General features: G+C 58.5%; 13 protein-coding genes. 5 read left to right on the forward strand and 8 right to left on the reverse strand.

Annotation, left to right across the window (positions count from 1 at the left end):
• Positions 1-285: 285 nt before the first annotated feature.
• From A4A58_RS28920 to A4A58_RS28930, 3 genes are all read right to left on the reverse strand, one after another.
• Entirely contained in the window at positions 286-657 is a 372-nt protein-coding gene (locus A4A58_RS28920) for a response regulator (protein WP_433993660.1), read from the reverse strand.
• A gap of 102 nt (positions 658-759) precedes the next feature.
• Entirely contained in the window at positions 760-1,872 is a 1,113-nt protein-coding gene (locus A4A58_RS28925) for a PAS domain-containing sensor histidine kinase (RefSeq protein WP_068738788.1), read from the reverse strand.
• Complete coding sequence (locus A4A58_RS28930; protein WP_068738892.1) at positions 1,865-2,653, reverse strand: alpha/beta fold hydrolase; 789 nt, start codon at positions 2,651-2,653, stop codon at positions 1,865-1,867. The genes A4A58_RS28925 and A4A58_RS28930 overlap by 8 nt, the downstream gene beginning before the upstream one ends.
• Before the next feature lie 334 nt (positions 2,654-2,987).
• Between A4A58_RS28930 and A4A58_RS28935 the strand changes: the two genes are divergently transcribed.
• A complete protein-coding gene (locus A4A58_RS28935; RefSeq protein WP_068738789.1) occupies positions 2,988-4,532 on the forward strand; it encodes an MEDS domain-containing protein in 1,545 nt (514 codons plus the stop codon).
• Between the two features lie 950 nt (positions 4,533-5,482).
• Here the strand turns inward: A4A58_RS28935 and A4A58_RS28940 are convergent.
• A complete protein-coding gene (locus tag A4A58_RS28940) occupies positions 5,483-5,776 on the reverse strand; it encodes a hypothetical protein (RefSeq protein ID WP_068738790.1) in 294 nt (97 codons plus the stop codon).
• Between the two features lie 652 nt (positions 5,777-6,428).
• Between A4A58_RS28940 and A4A58_RS28945 the strand changes: the two genes are divergently transcribed.
• Positions 6,429-7,271, forward strand: coding sequence for a universal stress protein (locus tag A4A58_RS28945; protein ID WP_068738893.1), 843 nt, complete (start codon positions 6,429-6,431; stop codon positions 7,269-7,271).
• A gap of 309 nt (positions 7,272-7,580) precedes the next feature.
• Here A4A58_RS28945 and A4A58_RS28950 read toward each other — a convergent pair whose 3' ends face one another.
• The 4 genes from A4A58_RS28950 to A4A58_RS28965 all read right to left on the reverse strand — a co-directional run bounded on the left by A4A58_RS28950 (position 7,581) and on the right by A4A58_RS28965 (position 20,486).
• Entirely contained in the window at positions 7,581-8,939 is a 1,359-nt protein-coding gene (locus tag A4A58_RS28950) for an HlyD family type I secretion periplasmic adaptor subunit (RefSeq protein WP_068738791.1), read from the reverse strand.
• A gap of 18 nt (positions 8,940-8,957) precedes the next feature.
• Positions 8,958-11,282 (reverse strand): calcium-binding protein, encoded by a 2,325-nt coding sequence (locus A4A58_RS28955; protein WP_068738792.1) that lies wholly within the window; start codon positions 11,280-11,282, stop codon positions 8,958-8,960.
• On the reverse strand, positions 11,279-13,054 hold the full coding sequence (locus A4A58_RS28960) for a type I secretion system permease/ATPase (RefSeq protein ID WP_068738793.1): 1,776 nt from the start codon (positions 13,052-13,054) through the stop codon (positions 11,279-11,281). The genes A4A58_RS28955 and A4A58_RS28960 overlap by 4 nt, the downstream gene beginning before the upstream one ends.
• 76 nt (positions 13,055-13,130) lie before the next feature.
• Positions 13,131-20,486: a peroxidase family protein gene (locus tag A4A58_RS28965; RefSeq protein ID WP_068738794.1), complete on the reverse strand. Its 7,356-nt coding sequence runs from the start codon at positions 20,484-20,486 to the stop codon at positions 13,131-13,133.
• A 507-nt stretch (positions 20,487-20,993) separates the two neighbouring features.
• Between A4A58_RS28965 and A4A58_RS28970 the strand changes: the two genes are divergently transcribed.
• From A4A58_RS28970 to A4A58_RS28980, 3 genes are all read left to right on the forward strand, one after another.
• Complete coding sequence (locus A4A58_RS28970; RefSeq protein ID WP_068738795.1) at positions 20,994-21,665, forward strand: response regulator; 672 nt, start codon at positions 20,994-20,996, stop codon at positions 21,663-21,665.
• A 48-nt stretch (positions 21,666-21,713) separates the two neighbouring features.
• Complete coding sequence (locus A4A58_RS28975; protein ID WP_086937169.1) at positions 21,714-23,096, forward strand: sensor histidine kinase; 1,383 nt, start codon at positions 21,714-21,716, stop codon at positions 23,094-23,096.
• A gap of 159 nt (positions 23,097-23,255) precedes the next feature.
• On the forward strand, positions 23,256-23,915 hold the full coding sequence (locus tag A4A58_RS28980; protein WP_081422140.1) for a response regulator: 660 nt from the start codon (positions 23,256-23,258) through the stop codon (positions 23,913-23,915).
• Positions 23,916-24,462 lie beyond the last annotated feature (547 nt).

Here is a 24,462-nt window from a genome sequence, read left to right on the forward strand (position 1 = left end):
TCTTAGCGAGGGTGGGCCAATGCCTGGTGAGGCAGTCGGCGCGGTTGCCTTCCAACGCACTGGCAGTCCAGATCAAGGTGAGTTCAGCGACGCTGAGATATCGAGAGGTGGGAGGACTCCAGACGATCTTTCCGCTCTGTAGTGCGGGCGAATATCCGCGTGTACGGAAACGTCTTAGTCCCGAGGCTAGAGCGCGTCGCAGGAGCCACACGTGAGGTGGCGTCAAATTAGCAAAACCGGTGCTTTTTTAAGAGAGCAAACGAGTTGCCTCCTTTGAGGGGTGCTCTAATTGGCTGCGCCGGTCAACTCGCGCAGCGCGGAGACGAGTGCCTGACCACGATACGGCTTTGGCAGAAACAAGCTCCCCGCCGGCAAATCGGTTTCGCCGGCCACCACGTGTCCGGACGTTGCAATGATCTTGATCGGCGGCCAGCGGTCGCGGACGAACAGGGCAAGCTTCAGCCCGTCCATCGAACCCGGCATCTGGATATCCGTGAAGACGACGCGAATTTCTGAATGTGCTTCGAGGAGTGCGATGGCCTCATCGGCATTGGCTGCCTGGATGACTTCAAATCCGGCGTGCTCGATCGTCTCGGCGGAATCCAGCCTCAACAAAAAATCGTCTTCTACGATCAGGATCACCGGCTCTCCTGGCACCACTTACTCCTCCATTCCTTCTCTCTGCCAAGCGGTTAGGCAAGGATTTGTTCCGCTAAGTTGAGGGCTCAGGATGGTGGTCGCACGTGTTCATCACGATACCTATGGAACGAGCGGCATCGTGAAAACGAACCGTGTTTCATCTGGCGTCGAGGTGACGTCGAGCCTCCCGCCATGAGCTTGGGCAATTTGCCAGCAAATATGCAAGCCGAGTCCGAGGCCCTGGCGGCTGTCGCGAACGTCGCCCCGAAAGAAGGGCTCGAACAGCCTTTCCATGGCTGCCGCTGGGATAGGTTCCCCGGCATTCGCGACCCAGAGTTTAAATTTGCCGCTGTCCGTTTTTGCGCCCACACGCACCGGCTGGTCCGCGGCCCCGTGGGTGAGGGCATTGCCGATCAAATTCGACAGCAGCTGTCCGATCCGCGTGCGGTCGCAGTTGACGCGTTCCGTCAATTCGAAGGTGGTCTCGATCACGCGCTGGGGCGAGGCCGTCCGCAATTCGTCGACGACCTGTTCGAGGACCGGCTCTAGCGGCTTGGCGTCGCGGCTCAAGGTGATGCCGCCCCCGAGCCGTCCGCGCGCGAAATCCAGGATGTGGTCGATGAGGTCTGACATGCGGGTGACGGTGGTATTGATCATGTCGAGGACGCGGAGGTGCTTGTGCTCCTGCAGCGCGCCCGAGCGCTGCAGGATCCGCGCGCCGGCGCTGATGGCCGCAAGTGGATTGCGCAGGTCATGACCGAGGACGGCTATGAACTGCTCGCGCAGTTTCGCAGTCTCTCGCTCCGTGGCCAGACCTTTCTGAAGCTCCGTTCTCGAATCAACCAATTGACGCTCATAGCGCCGCCGGTCGGTCGCCTTGATGACCACGACCGCTGTAAACAGCAAGGTGCCATCGCCATCGCGGCGTTCGGCGGCGTTGGCGATCACCGCCAGCCGCTCGCCGGCGGCGGTCTCGAAGTCGAGTGCAAACTCGTTGAAAAAGCCCTGCATCCGCAGCAGGGGCGCGATGTGGGTTTCGTAATAGATGCGGCCGGCGATATTCAGGAACTGATGGAGACGCCGGCCAGCGAACTTGTCCTTCTCGATACCCGTCCAGGCCGTCAACGTTGCGTTGACCTTCGTGATGCGCCCGTCAGATCCGATAGTGAGGTAGCCGCAAGGGGCGTTCTCGAATAAATCCCTGTACTCGTCTCTGGGTTCGAATTCAGACATATGCCCGGATGGCCGAGACGACCTCTGCGGGAGCGCTCAGGTTCGGACAGTGCCCGGTCGCCTTAAGGAATACGATCTCGCTGCCCGGGATCCGGCTCCTTACGAACTTTCCAACTTCTTCGGAGGCAATGATGTCCTCGCTGCACTGGAGGATCAGAGTCGGAACGGTGACCTCGGCGAGATCGTCTCTGTTGTCAGACGTGAAGGTCACGCGTGCAAACGCCTTGGCGATCTCGGGATCGGTCCGGCAGAAGCTGTTGGTCAGTTCCTCGCCGAGTTCGGGCCGGTCCGGGTTGCCCATGATCGAAGGCGCCATCGCGACGGACCAGCCCATGTGATTGTCTTCCAAAAACTCGAGAAGCTCTACGATCTGCTTTTCGCTGAATCCGCCCACGTAGTCGCCATCGTCAATGTATCTGGGCGACGGTCCAACCAGCACCATTCGTCCAAACAGTTCAGGTGCCTTTGATGAAGCAAGAAGCCCGATCATTGCGCTGACGGAATGACCGACGAACACTGCGTCCTTCAACCGCAACTCCCGCATGATCTCAACGACATCATCGGCATAGCCGTGAAGCGTCGAATACTTGTCCTTGTTGTAGGCGGACAAATCGGACCCGCCCGCGCCGACGTGGTCAAACAGCACAACCTTGAAATCGCCCTCGAACTCCGGCGCCACAAATCGCCACATGTTTTGGTCGCAGCCAAAGCCGTGCGCGAAAACGATGGCCCGGTCACCCCGCCCACTCACGTGGACGTTGTTTCTCGCTTCTACATCCATGATTGGTCCGTGCTGATCTTTCACGCCAGTAAACCCCATGCCCCCCGAAGGCAGGTGGGGTCGCAATGGCGAGACCCCTCGGATCCAAGCGCCGGCGATGGTGTTTTGTTCCTATTCGGTTCCCGAATTAAACTTTACTGCCTCATCGCACGTGAATGTGCCGGATTCGGCAAAACCTCTCTTCGGCGGACCGCCGAACATCTTCCAACCCGGCGGGACAAACGTTATCCTACACCGAAAGCCTTATCCGGGAACTGTAACTCAAGAGATTGCAATGCAACCCTGGTCTCCTTCCGGCCTACAGACCGTACCCCATCTTCGGTGGGGGAGTCATGTGGTCCAATTTTTTGGGTCAGGCGACGAGCTTCGCGACGTGCTGGTGCCGTATTTCAAGGCCGGGCTGGAGAATAATGAACGATGCCTCTGGGTGACTGGCAAGGCGTTCAATGCAGAACAGGCTCGTTCCGCCCTGCGCGCGGCAGTGTCCGATCTCGACAAGCGCGAACGCGATAAGCAGATCGAAATTGCCAACGGCGACGAATGGTACGCAGCGGGAGAGAAGCTTCAGCCTCATGAGCTTGTAAAGGGGCTCGAGCAGCGCGAGCGGGACGCACTCGAACTTGGTTACGTTGGTCTAAGAACCAACGGGAATTGCGCTTGGGTGTCCCAGGATCAATGGGCGGATTTTCAGGATTATGAATCGTTGGTTCAGAAGGCCGTTCGCGGCCGACGCATGATCTGCATGTGCAGTTACTGCACGGATCAGGTGCAGGGCGCGCATTTTGAGGTCATGGAACACCACGACTTGGCGGTACCGAGTGCACTATCCTCGCGGCGAGGGTCCATCCCGAAGGGCGCGTTCGTTGACGTGACTGATGCCGTCCACGCTGTGACTGACGCGACTGAAACGACCCAGTCTCGCGACCGCCAACAACGTACATTCGATCTCGCCATGATCGCCTCGGAGATGGGCACTTGGCGTTACACGGTGGCCGATAATATCTGTATCTACGATGCGAACGCGCAGCGCCTTTACGGACTGTCCGACGCGCGCTTCCACCACGATGAAGAGGGCGTGAAGGCCAAGTTTCACCCCGATGACCTGGAACTCATGTGGTCGCGGGTGGCGAAGGCCTTCGCCCCCGAGGGCGACGGGCATTACGACGTGGAATACCGGGTGAAGCAACTGGACGGCAGTTGGCGATGGCTCAGCGCGTGGGGTCTCGTCGAATTCGAAGGGGAGGGCCCGCAGAGAAAGCCGGTGGCGATTGCCGGGGCGAGCAGAGACCTCACCAAGCTAAAACAATCCGAGGAATTACAGCGCCTGCTGCTCAACGAGCTGAACCATCGCATCAAAAACACCTTGGCCACCATTCAGGCAATCACTTCACAAACCTTGCGGTCGGCACGCGATCTGCCCTCCGCCAGGGAGGCGCTGTCTCGTCGCATCTGCTCCTTGGCTGAAGTTCATGACCTGCTGACCGTGCGCGCCTGGACCGGCGCGAACTTGACGGACGTTGTCAGGCGCGCCTTGGACGCATTTACCCCGTCCCAAGTTGAAACTTCCGGCAGCCCGATCGAGATTTCGCCAAAGCACGCCCTTGCGCTGTCCCTGGCCCTGCATGAGCTCGCCACGAACGCAATCAAATACGGCGCACTGTCACGTCCGGAAGGCCGGGTAGGCGTGGGGTGGACCGTCAGCGAAGGAATTTTACATTTAGATTGGGAAGAAAGTGGTGGACCCCCGGTAGCGCCACCGACCAGAAAAGGCTTCGGAAGTCGGCTGCTCGAAGAGTTCGTTGTTCGCGACTTAGACGGATCCACACAACTAAATTTCGACGTTTCCGGCGTGCGATGCAACATCACGGCTAGGCTTTAGGCGGCGAGTTATTCACGGTGAAGGTCTAGCCACCTTCGCAACAGATCGGCCCGACGTCATCGGAGGCAATGCGCGTCGGGCCTGACCGGATTATCGACCTTGGAGGATGCTGTCCGGCTGCTCCAACAAGCGACGTCACGGAACATCGTTTCTTAAAGGCCCGGCGAGTAGGTCGCTCTACCGCCGGGCCGACCGAAGCGAGGCTTCTGGGGTCAAGCTTCGGCTATTTGCATAATGCTGCAATGGCTAAGTTTCGCAAGCAGCTGCTACGCCGCGCCGTCGGTCCAAAGACACCTCAAGTTGAGGACCGTGCGAGATGCCGTGTGAGATTGGTTCTGCAGAGTTAGCGGTTCAGCTAACGATAGTGATGCCCACGCAGGGCGAATCACATCGACTTCACCGCGCTATTAATCGATGGCGCGTTTTTTTTGATGCAGTCGTCAAAAGAGGCTTCCGCTATGAGGTGCCGGATGCTCAAATAGAGAAAGAAATAGCCAAGCGCAGGGTGGTGACGTGAGGCCCCCTCTCTCGGCACTGCGCACCCATTCGCTCTTTACCATCAGGCGGAAGCCGATCTAGCTCGTCGCAAATCCTGCGTGTTTCGAAATCTATGATCCTGAGTTCGTATGGCATCCAGTGTCAAATGCACAGGGCTGCGAGCTCGCAACAAAGCAACAGCAGCTTCGGTTGAAGTCTGGGGCTGGTGGTGCGAGGGACATGGTTCACCGCGCAAAATAAGGCGGGAGCATTCCGGCTCTCAGTCACCGATGGATGCCGTGGCAAGGCGGTGATGTGGGTACTGGATTCTTTTTATCTCCCCGAGTCGATGAGAAAAGTTCAGTACTCAAACTGAAGCACTAGCCAAGGTCGCTCACAAAAATCATCACTATCTTTGAGAATAAGCTGGGCCTCACACGGAGTGTAAAGTGTGAGCCCTTAGTCCGAGAGGTTCATCGATCCCTCACTGGCGTATAACGGTTGCGCCACTTCGGGTCTTTGTCGACCGAGTGGTAAACCGGAGTGCCTTTGGGAAAGAGTGCTTGCAGCATGCCGAGGCGCGCGAACTCGATTGGCCCGCCATACTCAGCGGCCTGGATCAAGACGTGCATCGCGTTCTGCCACGGGGGAGTGTCGTGCGTTTGCTTTGGCAGCCGGGTGATATACTCACCGGCATCCTGCAGGGTGGCCAGCTTACCGCCGGCAGGCAGGACGATCGGATTTGGAAATCGAGTTGACCAGGACACAACGCAACTCCGCAACTGACGGCAGATTCAAGCGCGTCAGATAAGATCCGTTCCTGGGGAGGCTCAGACCTTTCGATAGGCGGATCCAGCCGCCGGATGTCTTGTGTGAATCAAGAATTTATAACCACTCCGGTTGTGTTATCCTCCACTGGGGAACGGGGAGTACGCACATTGTTACATCGAACAATTCAATACGACGTGCAGGAGGTCCAGCCGGGGCTTTGGCGCTGGAACATTTATTCGGACAATCGTGCGGTACAGGGGCCGGTTAAGTTTCGCTCGCGCGAACTGGCCGTTGAAGCGTGCCAGGGCGAGATCAATGATGGCATCGAACGGACCCGGCGACGGTCAGCTGGTCGCTAGCCTAGGTTTTTACTCCATAATGTAAGTTATGCGACTCCGCTCTTGTTGCAGAGCTACCTAGGCATTGCACAGCGAATTTGCCCGCTATCCGCTATTCGTTCAGCCGCCGTTCAGTCCCGCCGGGCCATGCTGCTGCTCGTGCAAAATGTCAGCCGACGTCCTCTTCATATCGGCACAGGCCAAGCCGCGTCTTGCATGTGGACTGGCCCGCCAGCGCGATCCGGGCAGATCGTTTGCACTGCAACTGGCAAAGCAGGCGCGCGACGCGGAATCTGATCGGATAGGCACTATGGCCCTCAAGTCTCTGATCGTTTTCGTCGACCCTTCGCCAGGAGGCGCGGCCCGGACCCGCTATGCCGTCCGCCTTGCTGCTGAACACGACGCTCACCTGATCGGCGTGTTCATTGCGCCCACAGGCTGGCGGCGAAATCCCGCAGATGGCTTCGTCGCCGGAGCCGTTGCCGTGCGCGAAATGGTGGAGCGCCATAGCCTGTTCGAACGCGAAGCGGCCGCGGGGGCCATCAAAAATTTCGAGGCCCTAGCCGGTCGCGAGCGCGTGACGTTTGAATTCAGATCCATCGAGGCCAACAATTCCAACGAACTGGCACGCCTGCATTCGCTTCACAGCGACTTAGTCATCGTTGGCTATCCGTCGCCAGGCGGCCTGCCTGCCCAGGGAACTCCTGCGGCCATGTTGTTGGCGACTGGTGTTCCGTTCTTGATCGTGCCGGACAGCTGGGGCCGCGACGGCGTCGCTAACAGAATCCTGTTTGCTTGGAATGCGAGCCGCGAAGCGCGGCGGGCAATTAGCGATGCGCTGCCGCTAATGACGACCGCGCAAGCCGTTACCGTGCTAGTGATTGATCCGACGAAGAACGCGTCCCACGGCGAACAGCCAGGCGCCGATGTAGCGCACTATCTCTGCCGGCATGGTGTCATCGCTACCGTCGAGCAACGACAGTCCGAAGGCAAAGCCATCGCCGACGTAATTCGCGAGTTCGCGACTTACGATGGATCGGATTTGATCGTGCTCGGCGCTTACAGCCATGCCAGAACCAGGGAGTTCATTTTCGGCGGCGTGACACGGTCATTGCTCAGGAACATCACAGTGCCGACTTTGATCGCCCATTGATCATATTCTTTGCGATGCATTGTAAGTGCACCGACGCAATCAATCATGTCCTCGCAAAAGGTTGCTCCCCGGGCAGTAGGCAAGAACAAACTCCAGGGGCGACGTGTTGAGTTTCATTAGAAGCTTGCAGTTGCGATGATGGCGAAATCGCTGCAATCAGCGTTGACCACGGAGCGAAGCCGCTCGCAACGTCACAGGAGTCAGAATTATGGCACAGAAGTCTCGTCTAAAATCCGACGTGTAACGCCTAATGAATTGGGCTCGGCGGCAGTATTGACAGTAAGCGAAACGCGACGCCGAGGCTATGTCTCACCGCTCTCTAAACGCCCGGTTCATTTGGTCAGCAAATGGCTTGACAAGGTATGACATTGCACTCCTCTCCTGCGTTGTCACAAAGACCTCCGCGGGCATTCCGGGAACTAGCCTGATCCCTTTTAACTGATTTAGCGCGTCCTCAGTTTTCAGCAAATGGACGTAGGCAATGTAATGCTCCTGGCCCGTTGTGGGGTCTCGCGAGGAAGCAGGCGAGACCATGCCCAACAAACCCTTCATTTCCGGCGTCGTGGTACGGTTAAATGCCGTGAGACGAACACGCGCGGCCTGCCCTTCACGAACCTGGTCAATGTCATTGGGCGAGATCTTGATTTCAAGTTTTAGCTCCGCGCTTTCCGGAACCACAGTGGCAATGCGCGCGGCTGGCGTAATGACGCCTCCAATTGTAAATGCCGAGAGTTCATTGATATAGCCAGTCACCGGCGATTTGATTTCTGTTCGCGATAGCCGATCCTCGATCGCAAGCTTGCGCTCGCTCAGTTCTGAGATCCGCGCATCGACGGTACGCAAATCACGCTGAGCTTCGGTGCTCGCGTTCTGGTCGACAGCAATGACCTGCACCTTGATTTCGCTGGCGCGAACCTTCGCTCTGGCGATACTGGCAGATATCTCGCCCCTTTCACCAAGTATTCTGGCCCAATCCCGATGAACTGAGTAGACACGAGTATACTCAACGATCTTCTTTTCGAAGAGACCGTCCATTTTATCACGCTCGGCGCCTACTAGTACTATCTCGTGTTCCTTGGCCGCAAGGCGAGCCTCCATTCCTTTAATTTCCTCTCCAGTTTGACTAATGCTGAGCCCAAGTTGCTCCTTGTGACTATCCCGGCCGATCTTGTTGCCGGCGAACAATCGCGTTTCGCCATGAACTACGCTGTCGGCAGAGGCCGAAAGGCGGAAGAGATCCGTGGGAAATTCGATGCTGTCCAAATTATCGCGCTCCGCGATCAGGCGAGCTTGCCGGCCCAATGCCTCGCCAAGTTGTGAGCGCACTATGAGCAACTCCGCCTTAATCTGAACGTCGTCTAGCGTGGCAAGCACTTGCCCTTCTTGGACGAGATCACCTTGTCGGACCGCAAGCGACTTGACGATGCCGCCGTCCCGATGCTGTACCTCCTTGAGGTTTTGATCGACCTTCACAACCCCGGAAGCGACAATCGCACCCTCCAAGAGGGCGAGCGCCGCCCAGCCTCCCAGTCCCACGATCAAAGCTACAACAAGCACCAAGCCAACAACCATTCTGGGCCAAAGCCGAAAAGTCTTCTCGTCCGGGACTGTGGCCTTAGAGCCAGTTGAGGCTGCTCCAGAGAAATGATCTAGATTCTGATGCTTCATGATTAATTCCACACTGAATCAGGTGATAGCTGCAGAAAATTGGAGATGGTGATGTCCGAGCAATTCAATCGAATAAAAATCGTCCGCGTCAGGGCGATCATGAACGTCGACCAATGTGACATCGACGCCGGCGTCACGGTTCTCAAACCGAAAACGAATCGGACGATTGTCAACCTCGCCAGATAGGTAAATGTCGTCGAATAGGTCGGCTACGGATTCGGCACCAACTTCTCCAAAATAGCTGATTTCGTAGGTTGCGGCGACGATCCGATCGCCAACGGTGAAATCGGTAATCTTACGTACGGTCATGGGCGATTGATCGCCTTCGCTCCGCTGATAGAATTCAAAAGTGTCGTCGCCCGCTCCTCCGCTCATGGAGACATCACCTGCACCAGCGATAAGGCGATCGTCGCCCGCCCCGCCGATAACCTCCTCGAAGTCAGCGATGAGATCCTCGCCCACGTCGGCCCCGCTTGCGGTGCTGCGCCTTAGATCAATCGTCACGCTCAGCGTGGCGGATGAATAATCCAAGGTATCGTGCCCATCACCGCCGCTGTAGTCGTCACTGGATGCATCAGCAGCGGCAACCACCCGATCAGATCCCTCGCCGGCATGAACCATATCGCGCCCTGCTCCGTCAGCGAGCAGATCATCGCCGGATCCGCCATACAGCACGTCGTCTCCCGCGCCGCCATCCATCCAGACTGCCTCCAGCGCATCGGCGGAAATGCGGTCGCTGCCTGATCCTCCGATGATTCTCTCAATGCTAGAGATCTCGTCGTTGCCCACGTCGATGCCGGTCACGTTCTTGGCCGTCAGGTCGGCCACAATGCCCGCTGAAGATGCGGAATAATCGAGCGTGTCGGATCCTGTCTCGCCTGCATAAATATCGTCGGCCGCGTCCGCTGCAGCGATCAGGTAGTCGTCGCCCGCACCGCCCCGAACCGCGTCGGATCCGCCACCATCGGAAAGAACATCGTTATCGTCTCCGCCTTCCAACAGGTCGTTGCCAGCTTCTGCGACAATAACATCGCGACCTGCCCCACCTGAGAGCTTGTCATTGCCGGTGCCACCATAGAGTGTGTCGGTACCGTCACCTCCTTCGGCCTTATCGTCTCCTTCGCCCGCCAGCAGGAGATCGTTTCCTGCCCCGCCGAAGATGACGTCGTTGCCCTCATCGCCCATCAACGTGTCGTCGCCATCTTCGCCGAACAGCAAGTCGTTGCCCGATCCGCCGAACACGATGTCATTGCCGGCGCCAGCGAACACGATGTCCTCCCCCGCGCCCGCATAGACGATATCGTTGCCAGAACCCGACACGATGTGGTCATCGCCAGCATCACCAGTGATGCGATCAGCCGCCTCGCGTGAATCAATATTGTCGTCGCCATCCCCGCCAAGAATGGTGTCGGCGCAATGCGTGCCGAGCAGGCTGTCGTCGCCTGTAGTACCTAAAATAGGGGGCGCTTCGACTATACTGAAATATGCGGTCTGAACAACGGACACCTGACCATCGCTAATCGTGTAGGTGAGCGTCACATCGCCAGTCATGGCACCGTTGCGGACGAATTCCCATTCGACGTCTGACGTCCGGGTGAGCGTTCCCGATGAAGACGACAAACCGACTACTGTGAGGGAATCTCCGTCTGCGTCCGAAGCTCCGGAGAGCAACGCCAGCAGCGGTATCAGGAACGTCTGACAACCGACCATGTCTTGCAGACGCACTGGTCCTGTTACCCGCGGCGAGCGGTTACGGGCTTGATCCGCATCCGTCGGCCCGGGCTCAAGAGCAGGAGGCTTGTCGACCACACCAAGTCGCGGCAGCGGCTCAGGACTCTGGCCGCCACCTCCCCCGCCACCTCCTCCGCCACCGCCATTTCCCGGCGAAGACGGGCCAAGCGAGCGATGATCGGTCGCCGTCTTCATTTCGTCGGCGAATGAGCCTGTATCTACCCGAACCACCGCCGGTCTTACGGACTCCTTGGGAGCCCGGCTCTCATTTACCGGAAATGCGGCATCCAACGGCGCCGAAATGCGAAGCGGGCTCACGCTGTCTGACGATTTCGCAAGAACCGGGGTGGCATCCTCGCTATCTGCGCTACCGATAACGGTGTCCTGCTCGGGTGCGCCTTGCTCGGATTCGTCGTCCTCTCGCTCTCCCTTATCGTCCCGGGCTTCAAGCCGGATTGGCAAAAAGCTCTTTAGATATGCCGCGCATGCGGTAAGGAAGAGCAGAAAGGTAAGGGGAATGATGCTGCGCTTGTCATTCTGCTGCTCGACAAAATCCTGGCGCGACGTCTGCTTTGGATGCGCTTGCTGCGTGAGAGCCTTTACGGTGATCATGCTGGCCTCCGTGCCTCGACGTTGAATGCAGATTCGTTCGGGACAGGGACAGCCTCGGAAGCTGAGGTTGCGGCCGGCCGCAAACCCGGAGTCATGATGTCGTGCTTGTCGCCGAACGCGACCAGGCGTCCGTTCTGTACAATCGCGACCAGGCCGACTGCGACCAGCGCGCTCGGCCGATGGGCAATGACGATAGTGATCCCGCCGCGCGCGCTGATACCCTCGATCGCCTTTGTCAGGGCCTCCTCGCCTTCCCCATCCAGATTCGAATTGGGTTCATCCATGATGACGATGAACGGATTGCCATAAAGCGCACGCGCCAGAGCAACCCGCTGCCGCTGTCCCGCCGAGAGCGCCGCGCCCTGTGGCCCAAGCTCGGTGCGATAGCCGTCAGGCATCTTCACGATCATGTCGTGAACACCGGCGGCCCGGGCCGCGTCGACAACCTTGCGATAGTCCGGGGCCGGTTCAAACCGGCAGATGTTCTCCTCGATGGTAGCGTCCATCAGGCTGACTTCCTGTGGCAGATAGCCGATGTGCTGGCCGACTTCGTCTTCGCGCCATTGAGTGAGATCAGCGCCATCCAGCCGGACGTTGCCGCGTAGCACGGGCCAGATGCCGGTCAGGGCTCGCACCAGGGTGGTCTTGCCACCGGCGCTGGGACCAATGATGCCGAGCGCCTGCCCGGCCTCGAGTTCAAAGCTGATATCGCTCAGGATTACCTGGCCCGAGCCTGGGACCGCAACCGTCGCTTTTTCAACGCTAAGACGCCGGCTCGGCACGGGAAGCTGCATCGGTTGATCGACGGACGCTAATGCCACCACCGTATCGCGAAGCCGCTGATAGGCCATCCGCGCGGCGATGAAGGACTTCCAGTTGCCAATCGCCAGGTCCACCGGCGCCAGGGCACGCGCAGACGCTACCGAACAGGCGATGATCGCACCTGCCGAGAGTTCGTTCTTGATCGTCAGATACGCACCGAGACCAAGCACCGCTGACTGCAACAGCATACGCAGCACCCGGGACACGGCGGCGAATGTGCCGGTGATATCGTTGGCCTTGGTTTGCAGTTCCAGATGTTCGCCGTTGGCGTCGTTGAAGCGCCCCACGGCGCGGCCGGCGAATCCCATCGCCTTGAGGACGTCTGCATTGCGGGCGTTGCTGTCTGCGATCGTGTTGCGCACGATCGCCGCCTTGCGGGTGGAAAGGCTGAGCCGCTTTGTGAGAATTTCGCTGACAACCGTCAGAACTGTGAGCACGAAGGCGCCCGCGAAAGTCAGAGCACCCAATGACGGATGCAAGAAGTAGATGAACGCTAAGTAGATTGGCATCCACGGCAGATCAAACAGCGCCGCCGGTCCCTGACTTCCGAGGAAGCCACGCACCGTATCGACGTCGCGCCCGCGCTCAAGCGCCTCAGACGTCGAGAACCCGAATCGTGGCATATCGATCGCCACGCGGTGCGCGAGCGGCGCCACTTTCTTGTCCAGCCGTGCGCCGACGCGCACCAGAACCTGGGAGCGGATCACGTCGAAGGCTCCCTGGAACAGATACAGGCCAATTGCCAGTGTCGAGAGCACCAAGAGCGTTGGAATGCTGCCGCTGGTGAGCGCCCGGTCGTAGATCTGCATCATGTAAAGCGACCCGGTCAGGGCCAGCACGTTGATCATCCCCGAGATCAGGAAGAGGAAGATAACGATGCCGCGGAAGCCGCGTGTCAGCTCGGCGAGGTTCCGCCGCTTGCCTGGCGTCAGTTCTTTGGACTTGGCCATGCCTATGCGTCCTGATTAGGGAATTGGAGAGAAGACAGGCAGGCAGGCGGCGCGGGGCGCCGCCTGCCTGTTGGTCTCAGAGACCGACGTTCGTGGCAGTCAGGTTATGGTGACCTGCAACCTCGAACTTGAAGTCCGCATCGGTATTCCCGTCGATGTTACCCTGGACGACAGTGAACTCGCCGTCTTCGCGCGTCTCGAAGGTCACCGCGAGTTGGCCCGCCGCGGTGAAGGCGGCGCCGCCGACCAGCGTGAAGCTCTGGTCGCCCGCCGCGCCGATGCTGGCGTCGATGGCCGTCAGATCGAGCCGGTCACCGGGTTCGAAGCTGAGAATGGTGTCGCCCTCGGCGGCCGAAGCCGAAGTGAACCTGAACGTGTCGCCACCAGCTCCGCCATGCATCACGTTGACTGCATTGCTCGCGGTGATGGTGTCGCTGCCGGACCCAGTATTGACGTTTTCGATGCCCCAGATGGTGTCGTTGCCCGTCTGGGAACTGGACGCCGTTCCGTTCGACATGAGCCCGGATCCCAGGTTGACTGTAACGTTCACGGTCGCCGCGGACATGTCGAGCGTGTCGATGCCGTTGCCGCCGTCACTGTCGTCGCCGAAGTAGACGTCGTTGCCGTCGCCGATCTCGGCCACGATCAGATCGTTGCCGGCACCGCCGAACACGGAGTCATCTCCTGCACCGGCATTGATGAAGTCGTTGCCTGCCTCGCCCAGCATGCGATCCGCACCTGCATCACCGTAGATGATGTCGGCATGGCCACCACCGAACACCTGGTCGTCACCAATGCCGGCGAAGATGACATCCCTGCCGTCACCACCATTGACGAAATCCGCTCCGGCGCCTGCCGAAATCGCATCGGCTCCAGCGTGCCCCATCGCGACATCGTCTCCGTCGAAAGCGACGATGTTGTCGTCCTGTGCCGTTCCGACCAGTACGTCGGCCTGAGCCGTTCCGGCTCGAACACCACCGGTTCCTGAACCGGCAGTATCGGTGTCATCGTCGTCGTCACAGTCATCATCGCTATCGTCATTGCCAGCCGTATCGTCGTTATCCTCGTCATCGTCGTCGTCATGGCCGCCGAACTGCGGCAGGCCATTGGGACTGGTGAAGGAGATACTCTGGCTGGCGCTCGTCATCGTCGTCACGCCGTTCGCATCGGTCGTGACCTCGTAATCGTCTGGAACTGCCCCTTCCGGCAGCCGGATCACGTCCTGCGGCCGCAACGTCCCGATGATCGTATCGTTACCGCCGTTCGAGCGGAACACGATGCGGTGCGCCGAGGTTAGGGCCGAGATGTCGACAGTATCGTCACCGGCATTGCCGTCGATGGTGATGGTGCTGAAGTTCAGGCTGGTGAACGGCGCATTGAAATTGCCGATGACCTGGATCGTGTCGCCGTTACTCGTACCTCCATCCGGAGTTGTCGGATTGTTGCCGTTGTTGATAGTAGTATTGAGCGTATTGACCGAAATCTCCTCGATATTGTCGAGTTCAGCAATGACCGTCGTCGTGCCGGCGACCGTGCGAGTAATGACGATCTCGCTATCGGCTCCGGTTACCTGGACCCCAGCCGCCAGGGCTGCTGCCCTGGCATAGATTATGAAAGTCTCGGCAGTGCCGGCTCGTCCGTTGACCACGAAGGTGTCGGTTGCACCGGCCTCGCCGTTGACCATGTCGAAGCCGTCGGTATCGCCCGCTGCATTGGCATTCCAGTTAATGGTGTCGTTACCGGTGCCGGCGAGGATGATGTCGTTACCGGTGCCGCCGCTAACCGTGTCGCCGCCGTCGCCGGCATTGATGTGGTCATTGCCGGCACCGCCGATAATCGCATTGACGGCGGTGTTGCCGACGATGATGTCGTTAGCTCCGGTGCCGGTGATATTGGCCGTGGTAACGCGGTTGATCGTCACCGTGGCCGGGTCGGTCAAAGTCCCGTCGCTGCCGGTGTAGGTGAAGGAGCCGCCGGCTGTCGCATCATCGGAGAGGGTGATAACCCCCGCCCCCAGTGCCGGTCCCGCTGCAAGGCCGGTGGCACCGCCCACTGCAGCGATGGTGATCGGGGAACCCTCGGGGTCCGTATCGTTGGCGAGCAAAGCTGCCTGCAAAATGGAGAACGAGGTGTTCGCGGCCACGTTGGTGATGACCGTGTCGTTATTGGCGGCTGGTGCGTCGTTCGTGGCGGTAACATTCACTGTTGTCGTGGCGACCGCGCTATCGAGCAGGCCGTCATTGACAGTGACTTGAAGGGTGCGTGCGCCAACGGTCGGATTCTCCGAGTTGTTGGAGTAGCGGACCTGCCCGATCGCTGTCTGGTAGTTGGCGAGCGAGGTGCTGCCAGTCAGGGTCAAGGTGATCTGACCGGCAACGCTGGTGTCGACCGCCGATGTGATGCCGCCCGGCAGCCCACCAAGTACCGTCAGCAGATCGCCTGCACTGGCATTGGTGAGAATGACACGGGCCAAGGCCATGGTCGCGCCGTCATCGGTGATCCGAGAACCAGCGGCGATTGCGACGGCAGCGCCATTTTCCGCGTAGTTCGTCACATAGTTGTTGCCTGGCGTGCCGGGCGTAGTGGTGGTCGTGGTGGTTGTGGTCGCGATGTTGAAGTTGTTGATCAGGACATATTCGCCGGCGCTGATCGCACTGGAGACGAACCGGATCGCCGAGTTCGGACCTGCACCAGTGAGGTTCAGAGCGACGCTGAACGTATCCGCGCCGTCACCTCCTCCTGAGGTTTCGTTGATCGTCGTCAGGACCGTGAAACTTCCAGGCGCAAACGATCCGGACTGAGAGTATTGAACTACAATGGACTCGCCGGCATCGATGCTGCTGGTGCCGTTGTTCCGATCGTAATCGAATGAAAGCGTGGCAGTCGTCACGCCGCTGAGATTGACAGTGCGCGTGATCTGCGCGCCGTCGCCAGCGGTGAAGCGCAGCTCGTTGGTTCCATTGTCGAGCTGAATCTGGCCACCGGTGACCACATTGCCGGTCGTGGTATCGTTGGTCTCGACCCAGGGGGTCCCCCCCCAGGCTACGCTGCCGTTGCTGTTGTTATGAGCGGCGGTATCGAACGTGTCGCGATAGGCCTGCGCAGCTGTCGTGGTTGCCGTGGTGGTGACATCCCCGTTGAGATCCAGCATCGGGGCCAGCAGCGAGATGTCCTGGTCGGTAAAGTCCAGGACCTCGATGTTACGCAGCGTGTCCGTACCGTCGGTCGCCAGACCCCCGGTATGGGCTACGGTGATGGTGCCATTGGGATTGAAGGTGATGTCATATTCGGCCCGTGCGCCGGAGAAAACGGCCGTGTCGACGTCTGCGACGCCGTTGCTGTCGACGGTTTCGCCATTGGCTTCCTGCGTGGTGCTGTTCCGGATCGTGCGGACGATACCCAGCTGGCCCGGATTGATGGTGCCATTGAACATGCTGGCTGCAAGGGTGGTCATGGAATTATGCAGCGCGATCGGGATGCCCGTGTGCTCGGTATCGCCAACTGCGAAGACGCCGATCTGCACGTCGAGCCATTTATCGCCGTCGATGATGTCGTCGCCGGCCTGGCCGGTGATACGGTCGCTGCCGTCGCCGCCAAGAATGATGTCGCCGGCGCTATATTCAGTGACGCCAGCGCCCAGGACCGCCTGCAGACCGTCGATCAAGGCGATACTTTCGGCGTCGAGTGCACTGCCCTGGTAGCCTTCGGTCCCCCCCTGGAGAGTAGGGAGGCGATCGGCAGCAAGCAGGTTGGTGCCCGTCAGCACGTCATTGAACCGAGTGCCCGACAGGCCTTCGACCGACTCATACTCGTCGAGCGCAGCATTCTGGGGCAGCGTCGGGGCCTCGTCGAATATGATCGGGATCGACAGGTCGGCGTTCACGAAATTCGGATTGTCCTTGTAGGTTGCCCAGTCAAAGCCGGACATGCCCACCATCTTGCCACGGCCGGCGCTACCGACGAAAATTTCGTCGCCGCCCTCGCCGATGAACTCGTCGAACCCGCCGTCGCCCAGGAATACGTCGTGCCCGTCAATGGTGTCGTGCGAGAAGATCTCGTCGAAGTTATCGCCCGGCGCGCCGTCGAAGGTCCCGGTTTCGATCCAGTCATTGCCCTCGTTGCCGAGAATGCGTTCAGCGTTCTTGTTGCCGTAGATGAAGTCATTGCCGGTTCCGGCGAAGACCTCCGAGCCCATGTCGGTACCTAGGAAGATGAAGTCCTGACCGTCATTGCCCATGACGAGATCAAGGCCGGGTCCGGCATGAACCACGTCGTTGCCGGCGCCCGCCTTGATGTTGTCGTCGCCGCCGCTATCCTTGATGATGTCATCGCCCTCGCCACCGTTGATGATGTCGTTGCCGAAGCCACCTTCGAGCTTGTCGTTGCCACCGTCGCCGAACAGCGTGTCGTCACCGATACCGGCAATCAACGTGTCCGCGAGCTCAGTGCCGCCGAGAACCACGTGTTCGCCGCCGGTGTAGCGCAGGTAGTTTGTGTCTGTGCCGGGGGTCGTCGGGTCGTTGCGGACCACCAGGGGTGTCAGGATGCCGCCGCCCACCGGATCGGAGCTCTCAAGAATTCCGTCTCCGTTCAGGTCGTTGAACTGCCGGGTTGTATCCACTTCCAGGATGAGACCGGGAGTGGAGAACACATCCGACGGCAGGTGCGTCGCATCGGTATTGCGCATGATCAATGCGGCGAAGGAGTTGTTCTCCATTTCACCGAACAGATGCAGACCATCGAGGCGCTGCAGGTAGTAGAACCGGTCGCCGCTCTGCAGGTTCTCCATCTGGACTTCGAAGACGAAGTTAAAGGTCGAGCCAAGCATGCCACCGAAAGGCATAGTCGCTTCGGCAAGGCCGCCGATCCAGAGGTCGACGTTGTTAAGACCGCCAAGCGCCCCGGCTGCGCCATAGGCGCCCAGACCGTTGAGGAAGTCAGACGCGTCTGCCGGAACCGCAAGGCCGCCGACAGAAACGCCGCTGATGATGGTCAGCGCCGCGTCGCGCTTCCCCTCAAGTGTCGCCTGACTCGTGATCAGCGCATGGGTGCCGTAGGAGGCGATGAAGTTGATAATCGAGGCTTCGTTCTTGAGGTGACCGGCGAAATCGACCCAGCTTTCATAGGGCTTGAGCAGGGAATCTTCGTTGGTTGCCTCATAGAACTGCTGCCGGGCCTCGTTCAGAGTCGGCACGCCGGTGTCACGGCCGCGAGCGAGGTTGATGGTCGCGAGATCGAGCGGCAGACCCAGTAGATTGTTGCGCAAGGCGCTGGTGACGAACTCGTCGATCTGGTTGCCCGCCTGTCGCGTCATGCCGCGGATGATGGCGCCTGCCGCGATGTCGGCATCGACCGTCCCGGTGGTGCCGTTGTTCATGAACTGCAGCGGATTGAGGAAGCCCTCGATCAGGCCGATATGGTCGGCGTTGAAGGTTGGGTCGAAGCGATCAATCGTTTCGGTGAGCATAGAGTGACCGAAGCGATAAACCACATGAGCGAACTCGGCGACGATCGAGGGATCGAGCGTCACGTCATAACCGTCGGGAACCAGGAAGACGTTGATGTTGGGCTGGATCTTGCGGGCGAATTCCTCGAACACCAGATGCTGATACTGCATCTCGGTGCCGAACTTGGCCGCTTGGAACAGGCGTTCGCCATCCCAAATGAGGTCTGCCGGGCTGGCCGGCACGCTCGCCACGTCATCGATCAGCCATTCGTTCAGGAAAGCGACCGCCTCCGCCTGCGATGCACCACCGTCGAGCAGAGCTGTAGCGTCGGCCAATACGACGGCCTTGGTGTGTTCGGCGAGCCGGTTGTGCTCAGAGTGGAAAACATGGTGGACGGCGGTCAGGCCGATGTTCTCGTTGGCGCGGCCGTCACCGGCGACGAAATGCGCGTCGAGGAGTTCGTTGTCATAGAACCCGTCAGTCGCGCTGCCGTCACCATTGCCGAGCCCGATCTCGATATCGCCATCTTGGAGGCCTGTTGGAACCGCATTGTGAGCGATGTCGGCAAGGAAGGCGTGGCCGGTGCGGACTGCCAGATGGACCAGGTCAGGCAGCGCATCGGCGTCCGGACCATCCGGCACGGTATTCACGAGACTCAGCGGAGCGCCAGGGGTGCCCGAGGCCAAGAACTGTGGCGGCCCCGCCATCACGACCTGCGGGAAACCTGTAATAGGATCCGGGATGAAGTTGCCGTACTGGTCGGTAGCAAGCAGAGGCAGATTGCCGACATGAGCGTCGACCAGTTCGATTCCCAGGATGTTGCGTGCCTGAGCCTTCAGGTCGGCCCAGGTCGCCATCCCACCATTGGCGCCCTCGATGAGTCGGCCGGTTGCAACCGGCTCGCCACCGGCGTTAAGCTCATATTCCCGCAGGAACACCTGATGCGACGGGTGCGAGGTATAGGTCTGGTTCTGGTCAACGAACGAGGTGGTGGTGTTGACGGGACGGTCGGTATCGTCCGCAGTTCCCATCACGCCATCGGCGCCAGGTCCCGCCAAGGTGGCTCGGGTCAGCACCATGAAATTAGTCGTACCACCGGGAACGTATAGCGGATCGTCCGGCATCAGCGGGATGAATACCGTGCCGTTGCCGCCCTTGGCGACAAGGTCGAGCCCGTGATCGAAGAACTGGCCGAAGAGTGTGAACCATGAGTTGAAGGGCGCCGACAGGCCCTCGTCCGGGGCCGTGTTGGTGATCTTGACGTTGGCTCCTTCGAGCTCGATGCCGTTGGCGGTGAGCAGCGCCATCAGGTCATCATCAACAGTATCCAGCGCCGCCTGTGCTGCCGACAAGGCCGCCGCGGTGGCTGCCGCGGCAGCTTGAAGATCCGGATTGCCCGGGCTGGCGGATAATGCAGCCTGCGCTTCCGCGTCCGCCCGTTCGGCGTCGGACACAGCCTTGAACTCATCAGCGAGCGGCGCGTAAGCCGCCGAAATTTGCGCCGTGACAGCCATCTGGTCGGCCGGCGCCACGATCCCGGCGCGCTGCAGCCCGGTCAAAATGGCCGACGGGTTGCCCAGCGTCTGATCCACGATCAGGTTGGAGATCGTTCGGACATAGGGATCGAACACATCGCCGGGACCGGCGGATCCGGGGCCGTCATTATCGACACCCGGCGTATAGGTGATGGGCACCATCGGCGCGGGCCCCGGCCCGTCGGGATCGACCATGATGGTGCGGAATTGGGTGCCCAGCCCCTCGGGAAATTCATTGTCTGCGGCGCCCAGTTCCGGATTCAGCAAGTTATTGTATGTGCCATCGACCGTGCGCAGGCCCCAACTAAGATTGTAGGTCGGTATGGACCCGGTCGGTCCGAACAGGGGTTTGCCCTGAGCACCGCCCGTCCGTTCGAACAACGCATGGTCCTCAGCGATCTTGATCTGCGCGAGGATGAAATCGAGATCGCTTCTGATGTACGAGACCATAGTGCTCTCCTGTTGCTAGAGCCATGCCGTCATTGGCCACGGGTCTGGCCATTTTTCTGACGGTCGAGATGCTCTACAAGTTGCGCCTGCTCCGGCTTCGGAGAAACTGAGAAAGGTCTGAGCGTCGCTAAGTCAAAGGTCGCACTATCATCGGACCTTTGTCTGAGGATCGGTAAATTGATAGCGATCCGAGCTGCAGCGGGAGAATCTGGTGCACCGCGAAGTCAGGCGGGCATTGCCCGACACCCAGCAACTTGACCACAAGCAACCAGACGATAGAGAATGAGGAACAATCGTCCCCTGACATTCTTTCTAATGCGATCTTCACGAACATTGTCTCGCCGGCCGTGAAGTCACGTCAACTACATCGGCGGTGCCGGCACAGAATACACGGAACGTCCCCGACGGCGCGTTTTCTAAGCATGCAAATTGCCTGACACTCATCAATGCTCAGCGTTCTCGACAAGCTGATCGTCCTTCGTTGATTATTTAGCGAGGCCAAAAGCAATGAAAGTGGTGGATATTGCTGTGGTGGACGGCCATCCACTGATGATCGAGGCGGTCAGCGCTCTGGTCGGCCGAACGCCGGGCGTTAAAATCGTAGATACCGGGACAAACGCTAATGACGTAATTTGTGTCGCGTCCAGAAGCCGGCCGCGCGTTTTGATAACTGATGTCGATCTGCCAGGAAGCATTTTTAGCGCAATAAAGATTGTGACCCTCTTGTCGCCCGAAACGAAAGTACTGATTTTTACCGCCGCCTCCGGCGTAGCGCCTGCTGTGCGGGCACTAAACGCGGGCGCGATGGGTTATGTACTTAAACTCAACGCTACAGCGGACCTTCTGAGTGCCATCGTGGCTGTTGATCAAGGCCAAACATATATCACGAAAGCTTTTTCGGCTCAGGCTGCCTTTTATTTAAAAAATGAAACGCTTCGTCGAAGAGCTGCGGAAGCGGTAACGTTGAATATGCGCGACGAACAGATCATTCGATTACTTGTACGCGATCAGTCCAATGAGGAGATCAGCGACGCTCTGCGGATTTGCAAGACGGATGTTGAGCACCACGTGGCACGCCTGACGCAGAGAATGCACGCTAGAAATCGGCTCGAAGCATTAATCTCCGCCTGCCATCTGAAAAAGACGGCCAACAGAGTAAAAGCCCCGACAATCAACTGAAAATTTAAAATTGCCTAGCTCGCGACCATGCTGCGCAATGGAGGCCGAATGTTTTTGCAATCCGGCGGTCTTGGCAAACGACCAAGACTCCTTCGGCAGTTCTTGAGCGCAGCCGCCGCTACTATTTTCCTTTCGATGGCTCTCCTGTCCTTCTTCATCTCCCGCCAGCTTGAGTCCAGCCTGATGCAGACTGCTGCGGAGGAAGGCGCAATTGTAATCGACATACTCCTCGGCCCGTCCCTCCAAGAGCTTGCTACGTCCAAGACGCTTTCGCAGCCGCAGACAGAAAAACTGGACGAATTATTGAAAATAGCACTTGGCGACCGCACCAAGGCTGTAAAGATCTGGTTGCGGGACGGCACGCTGATATTTGCGACTGACAAACAGCTAGTTGGCCAGAAATTTCCGTCGCTTCAATTGGACACTGCCTTTCGTGGCAGCGCATTTGGCTCGCTGACCAATTTAGGAAAGGAAGAGAACCAAGCAGAACGACATCTGGAGCTGCCTCTTATAGAGATATACGCGCCAATTTATCGAAGCGGTACACGTGAAATCATTGCCGTAGGTGAAATTTATAATAGCGGCCTTCGCTTGCAGTCTGAATTGAAGTCGTTTCGCTGGGCTGCCATAGGTGTCGTAGGCGCGGTAACTGCCCCAATGATGCTGGCTCTTCTATTCCTGGTGTGGCGGGCTAGCGCCATTGTGACTGACCAGCGACGGGAACTTCAAAAAAGGGTAACCGAAGCCACGGCGCTGTCAATTCAGAACGTTGAGCTTCGACAAATCTCCGAGGCGCTTAAGGACGATGTATTTCACTCAAACGAGCGCTTGCTGAGTCAGATCGGTCAAGACCTGCATGATGGTCCAGTGCAACTAGTCAGCATTCTTGCTCTCAAGCTCAGCGAACTAAATTATCAAAATCACTCGGAGCTGGACATTGATAGATCAGAAAGCGAGCTAAAAACCAATGTCGAAGATCTTACAGCCACCATTCTCCGGGAACTGCGCGACATCTCAGTTGGCCTCGTGTTACCCGAACTCGATGGACTTAGCATCGCCGAAACCTTGAATTTTGCTATTGATCATCATGAGAAGATCACAGGCACATCGGTCAAACGCACAGTAGGCCCAATAGCTTTTGAAGCTTCCGCAGCACTTCGTGTATGCGTATTTCGCGTAGTTCAGCAGGGGCTGAATAATGCTTACATTCACGGAAAGGGCCAAGAGCAGCGTTTAGTCGCATACGAAACTAATCAGTGCATCACCATCACCATCACCAACCGTGCGCAATTTGCGTTTGAGAACAAGATGCGCATAGGCGGACTAGGGCTGCCCGGGCTGCGCCGCCGTGTCGAAGCCTTGGGTGGCAGCTTCAGTACAAATCGAACCGAGGAAACAATGTGCGTGAAAGTCACCTTTCCGCGGCATTAGCGGTCGACTCAAAATGGCCACCGACAATGCCCGAAAGGCGATGAGGTTGGCCGCAAGAATTTCTATTTACACATTGATCTTGGAGAGCTTAGTCTGTGTGCATATTTTTTATGCGCGTTTATTCATAGAGATCTCGGCCATATTGTGAGGCGTCCGGACATGATCTCCATTGCTTTGATAGACGACCATCCTTTGATGGTCGAAGCAGTTACCTCATTGCTCCTGCGAACAGGCGGGTTTCAAATTCTGGCCACCGGCGGTTCAGCGGACGATGTGCTTGAAATCTGCAGGACGACAAGACCACAGGTCATGGTGGTTGACCTAAATATGCCTGGAGACGTCTACGCGGCCATAACTTCAACAGTCACTTTGGAACCTTCGACTAAGGTTATTGCCTTCACAGCCGCAACAGGGGTTGAACCAGCAATTCGGGCGCTTGATTCAGGCGCAAGCGGCTACGTGTTAAAGGGCAGCAGCGCTCGCGAACTCATAGACGCTATAATGGCTTCCGTTGGTGGTGAGACTTACATTACTCAGCATTTTGCAAGCCGCGTTATTGCGGCACTGAGAGACACGTCATTGCGCCGACGGGCTGCGGAAGCGGTCAAGCTTAGCACGCGCGAACAGCAGATCGTCCGTCTCCTGTTGCATGGAAAAACAAACAAGGAGATTGCACTGACAATCCATATCAGTGAAAAAACCGTGAAGCATTACATGACACTCCTGATGCAAAAGCTTCAGGTCCGCAATCGCCTCGAAGTCGTAATCGCTGCGCAAAAGCTAGATGCACGTTCTGGAACCACGGCCCTGCACTCATAGAGCCGCTGTGCATTCACCAATGCCTGCAGCTCCAACATGAACCCAAGCTCTTTCTTAGCCGACGTTGGTCCTGGTCGCAACGCAGCACTAAACTAGGTGAATCGGGTTTTATCGGCGGCGGCCGAAAACGATCGTGTCCCAGGTGTTCGAAACTTGGTGGAACCTAGGCTTTCCTGTCCCTCGCCCGATGGGAGTTGGAGTTCCGATGGCGTACTAGCAAAGTGCAAATGTCACCTTCGCAAGAGTTGACCGCCGGCCGCATCGACCAAGCCTTGCAGGCTGGCCACCGAGCCCACGCTCTCAACAACATGCGAGACGACGTCCACCGTTTAACCATGCAGGCGCTGACACCAGGGGCTGCAGGACCGAAGCGCTGACGTATTATACTTGCTCGATGCCCGGCGCTGTCCTTGAAGTCGTCATATCGGTGCCGGTCGGATCTAGGTTGACGAGCGAATGTATAATTCGCCTGGACACGGCGTTCCGACGTCGTCTCGCGCAGGCCACAAAATAACAACAAAAGATGTGACGTCGGTCACAGTGGCCC

The organism is Tardiphaga robiniae, from assembly GCF_001618955.1.
Taxonomy (GTDB): domain Bacteria; phylum Pseudomonadota; class Alphaproteobacteria; order Rhizobiales; family Xanthobacteraceae; genus Tardiphaga; species Tardiphaga robiniae_A.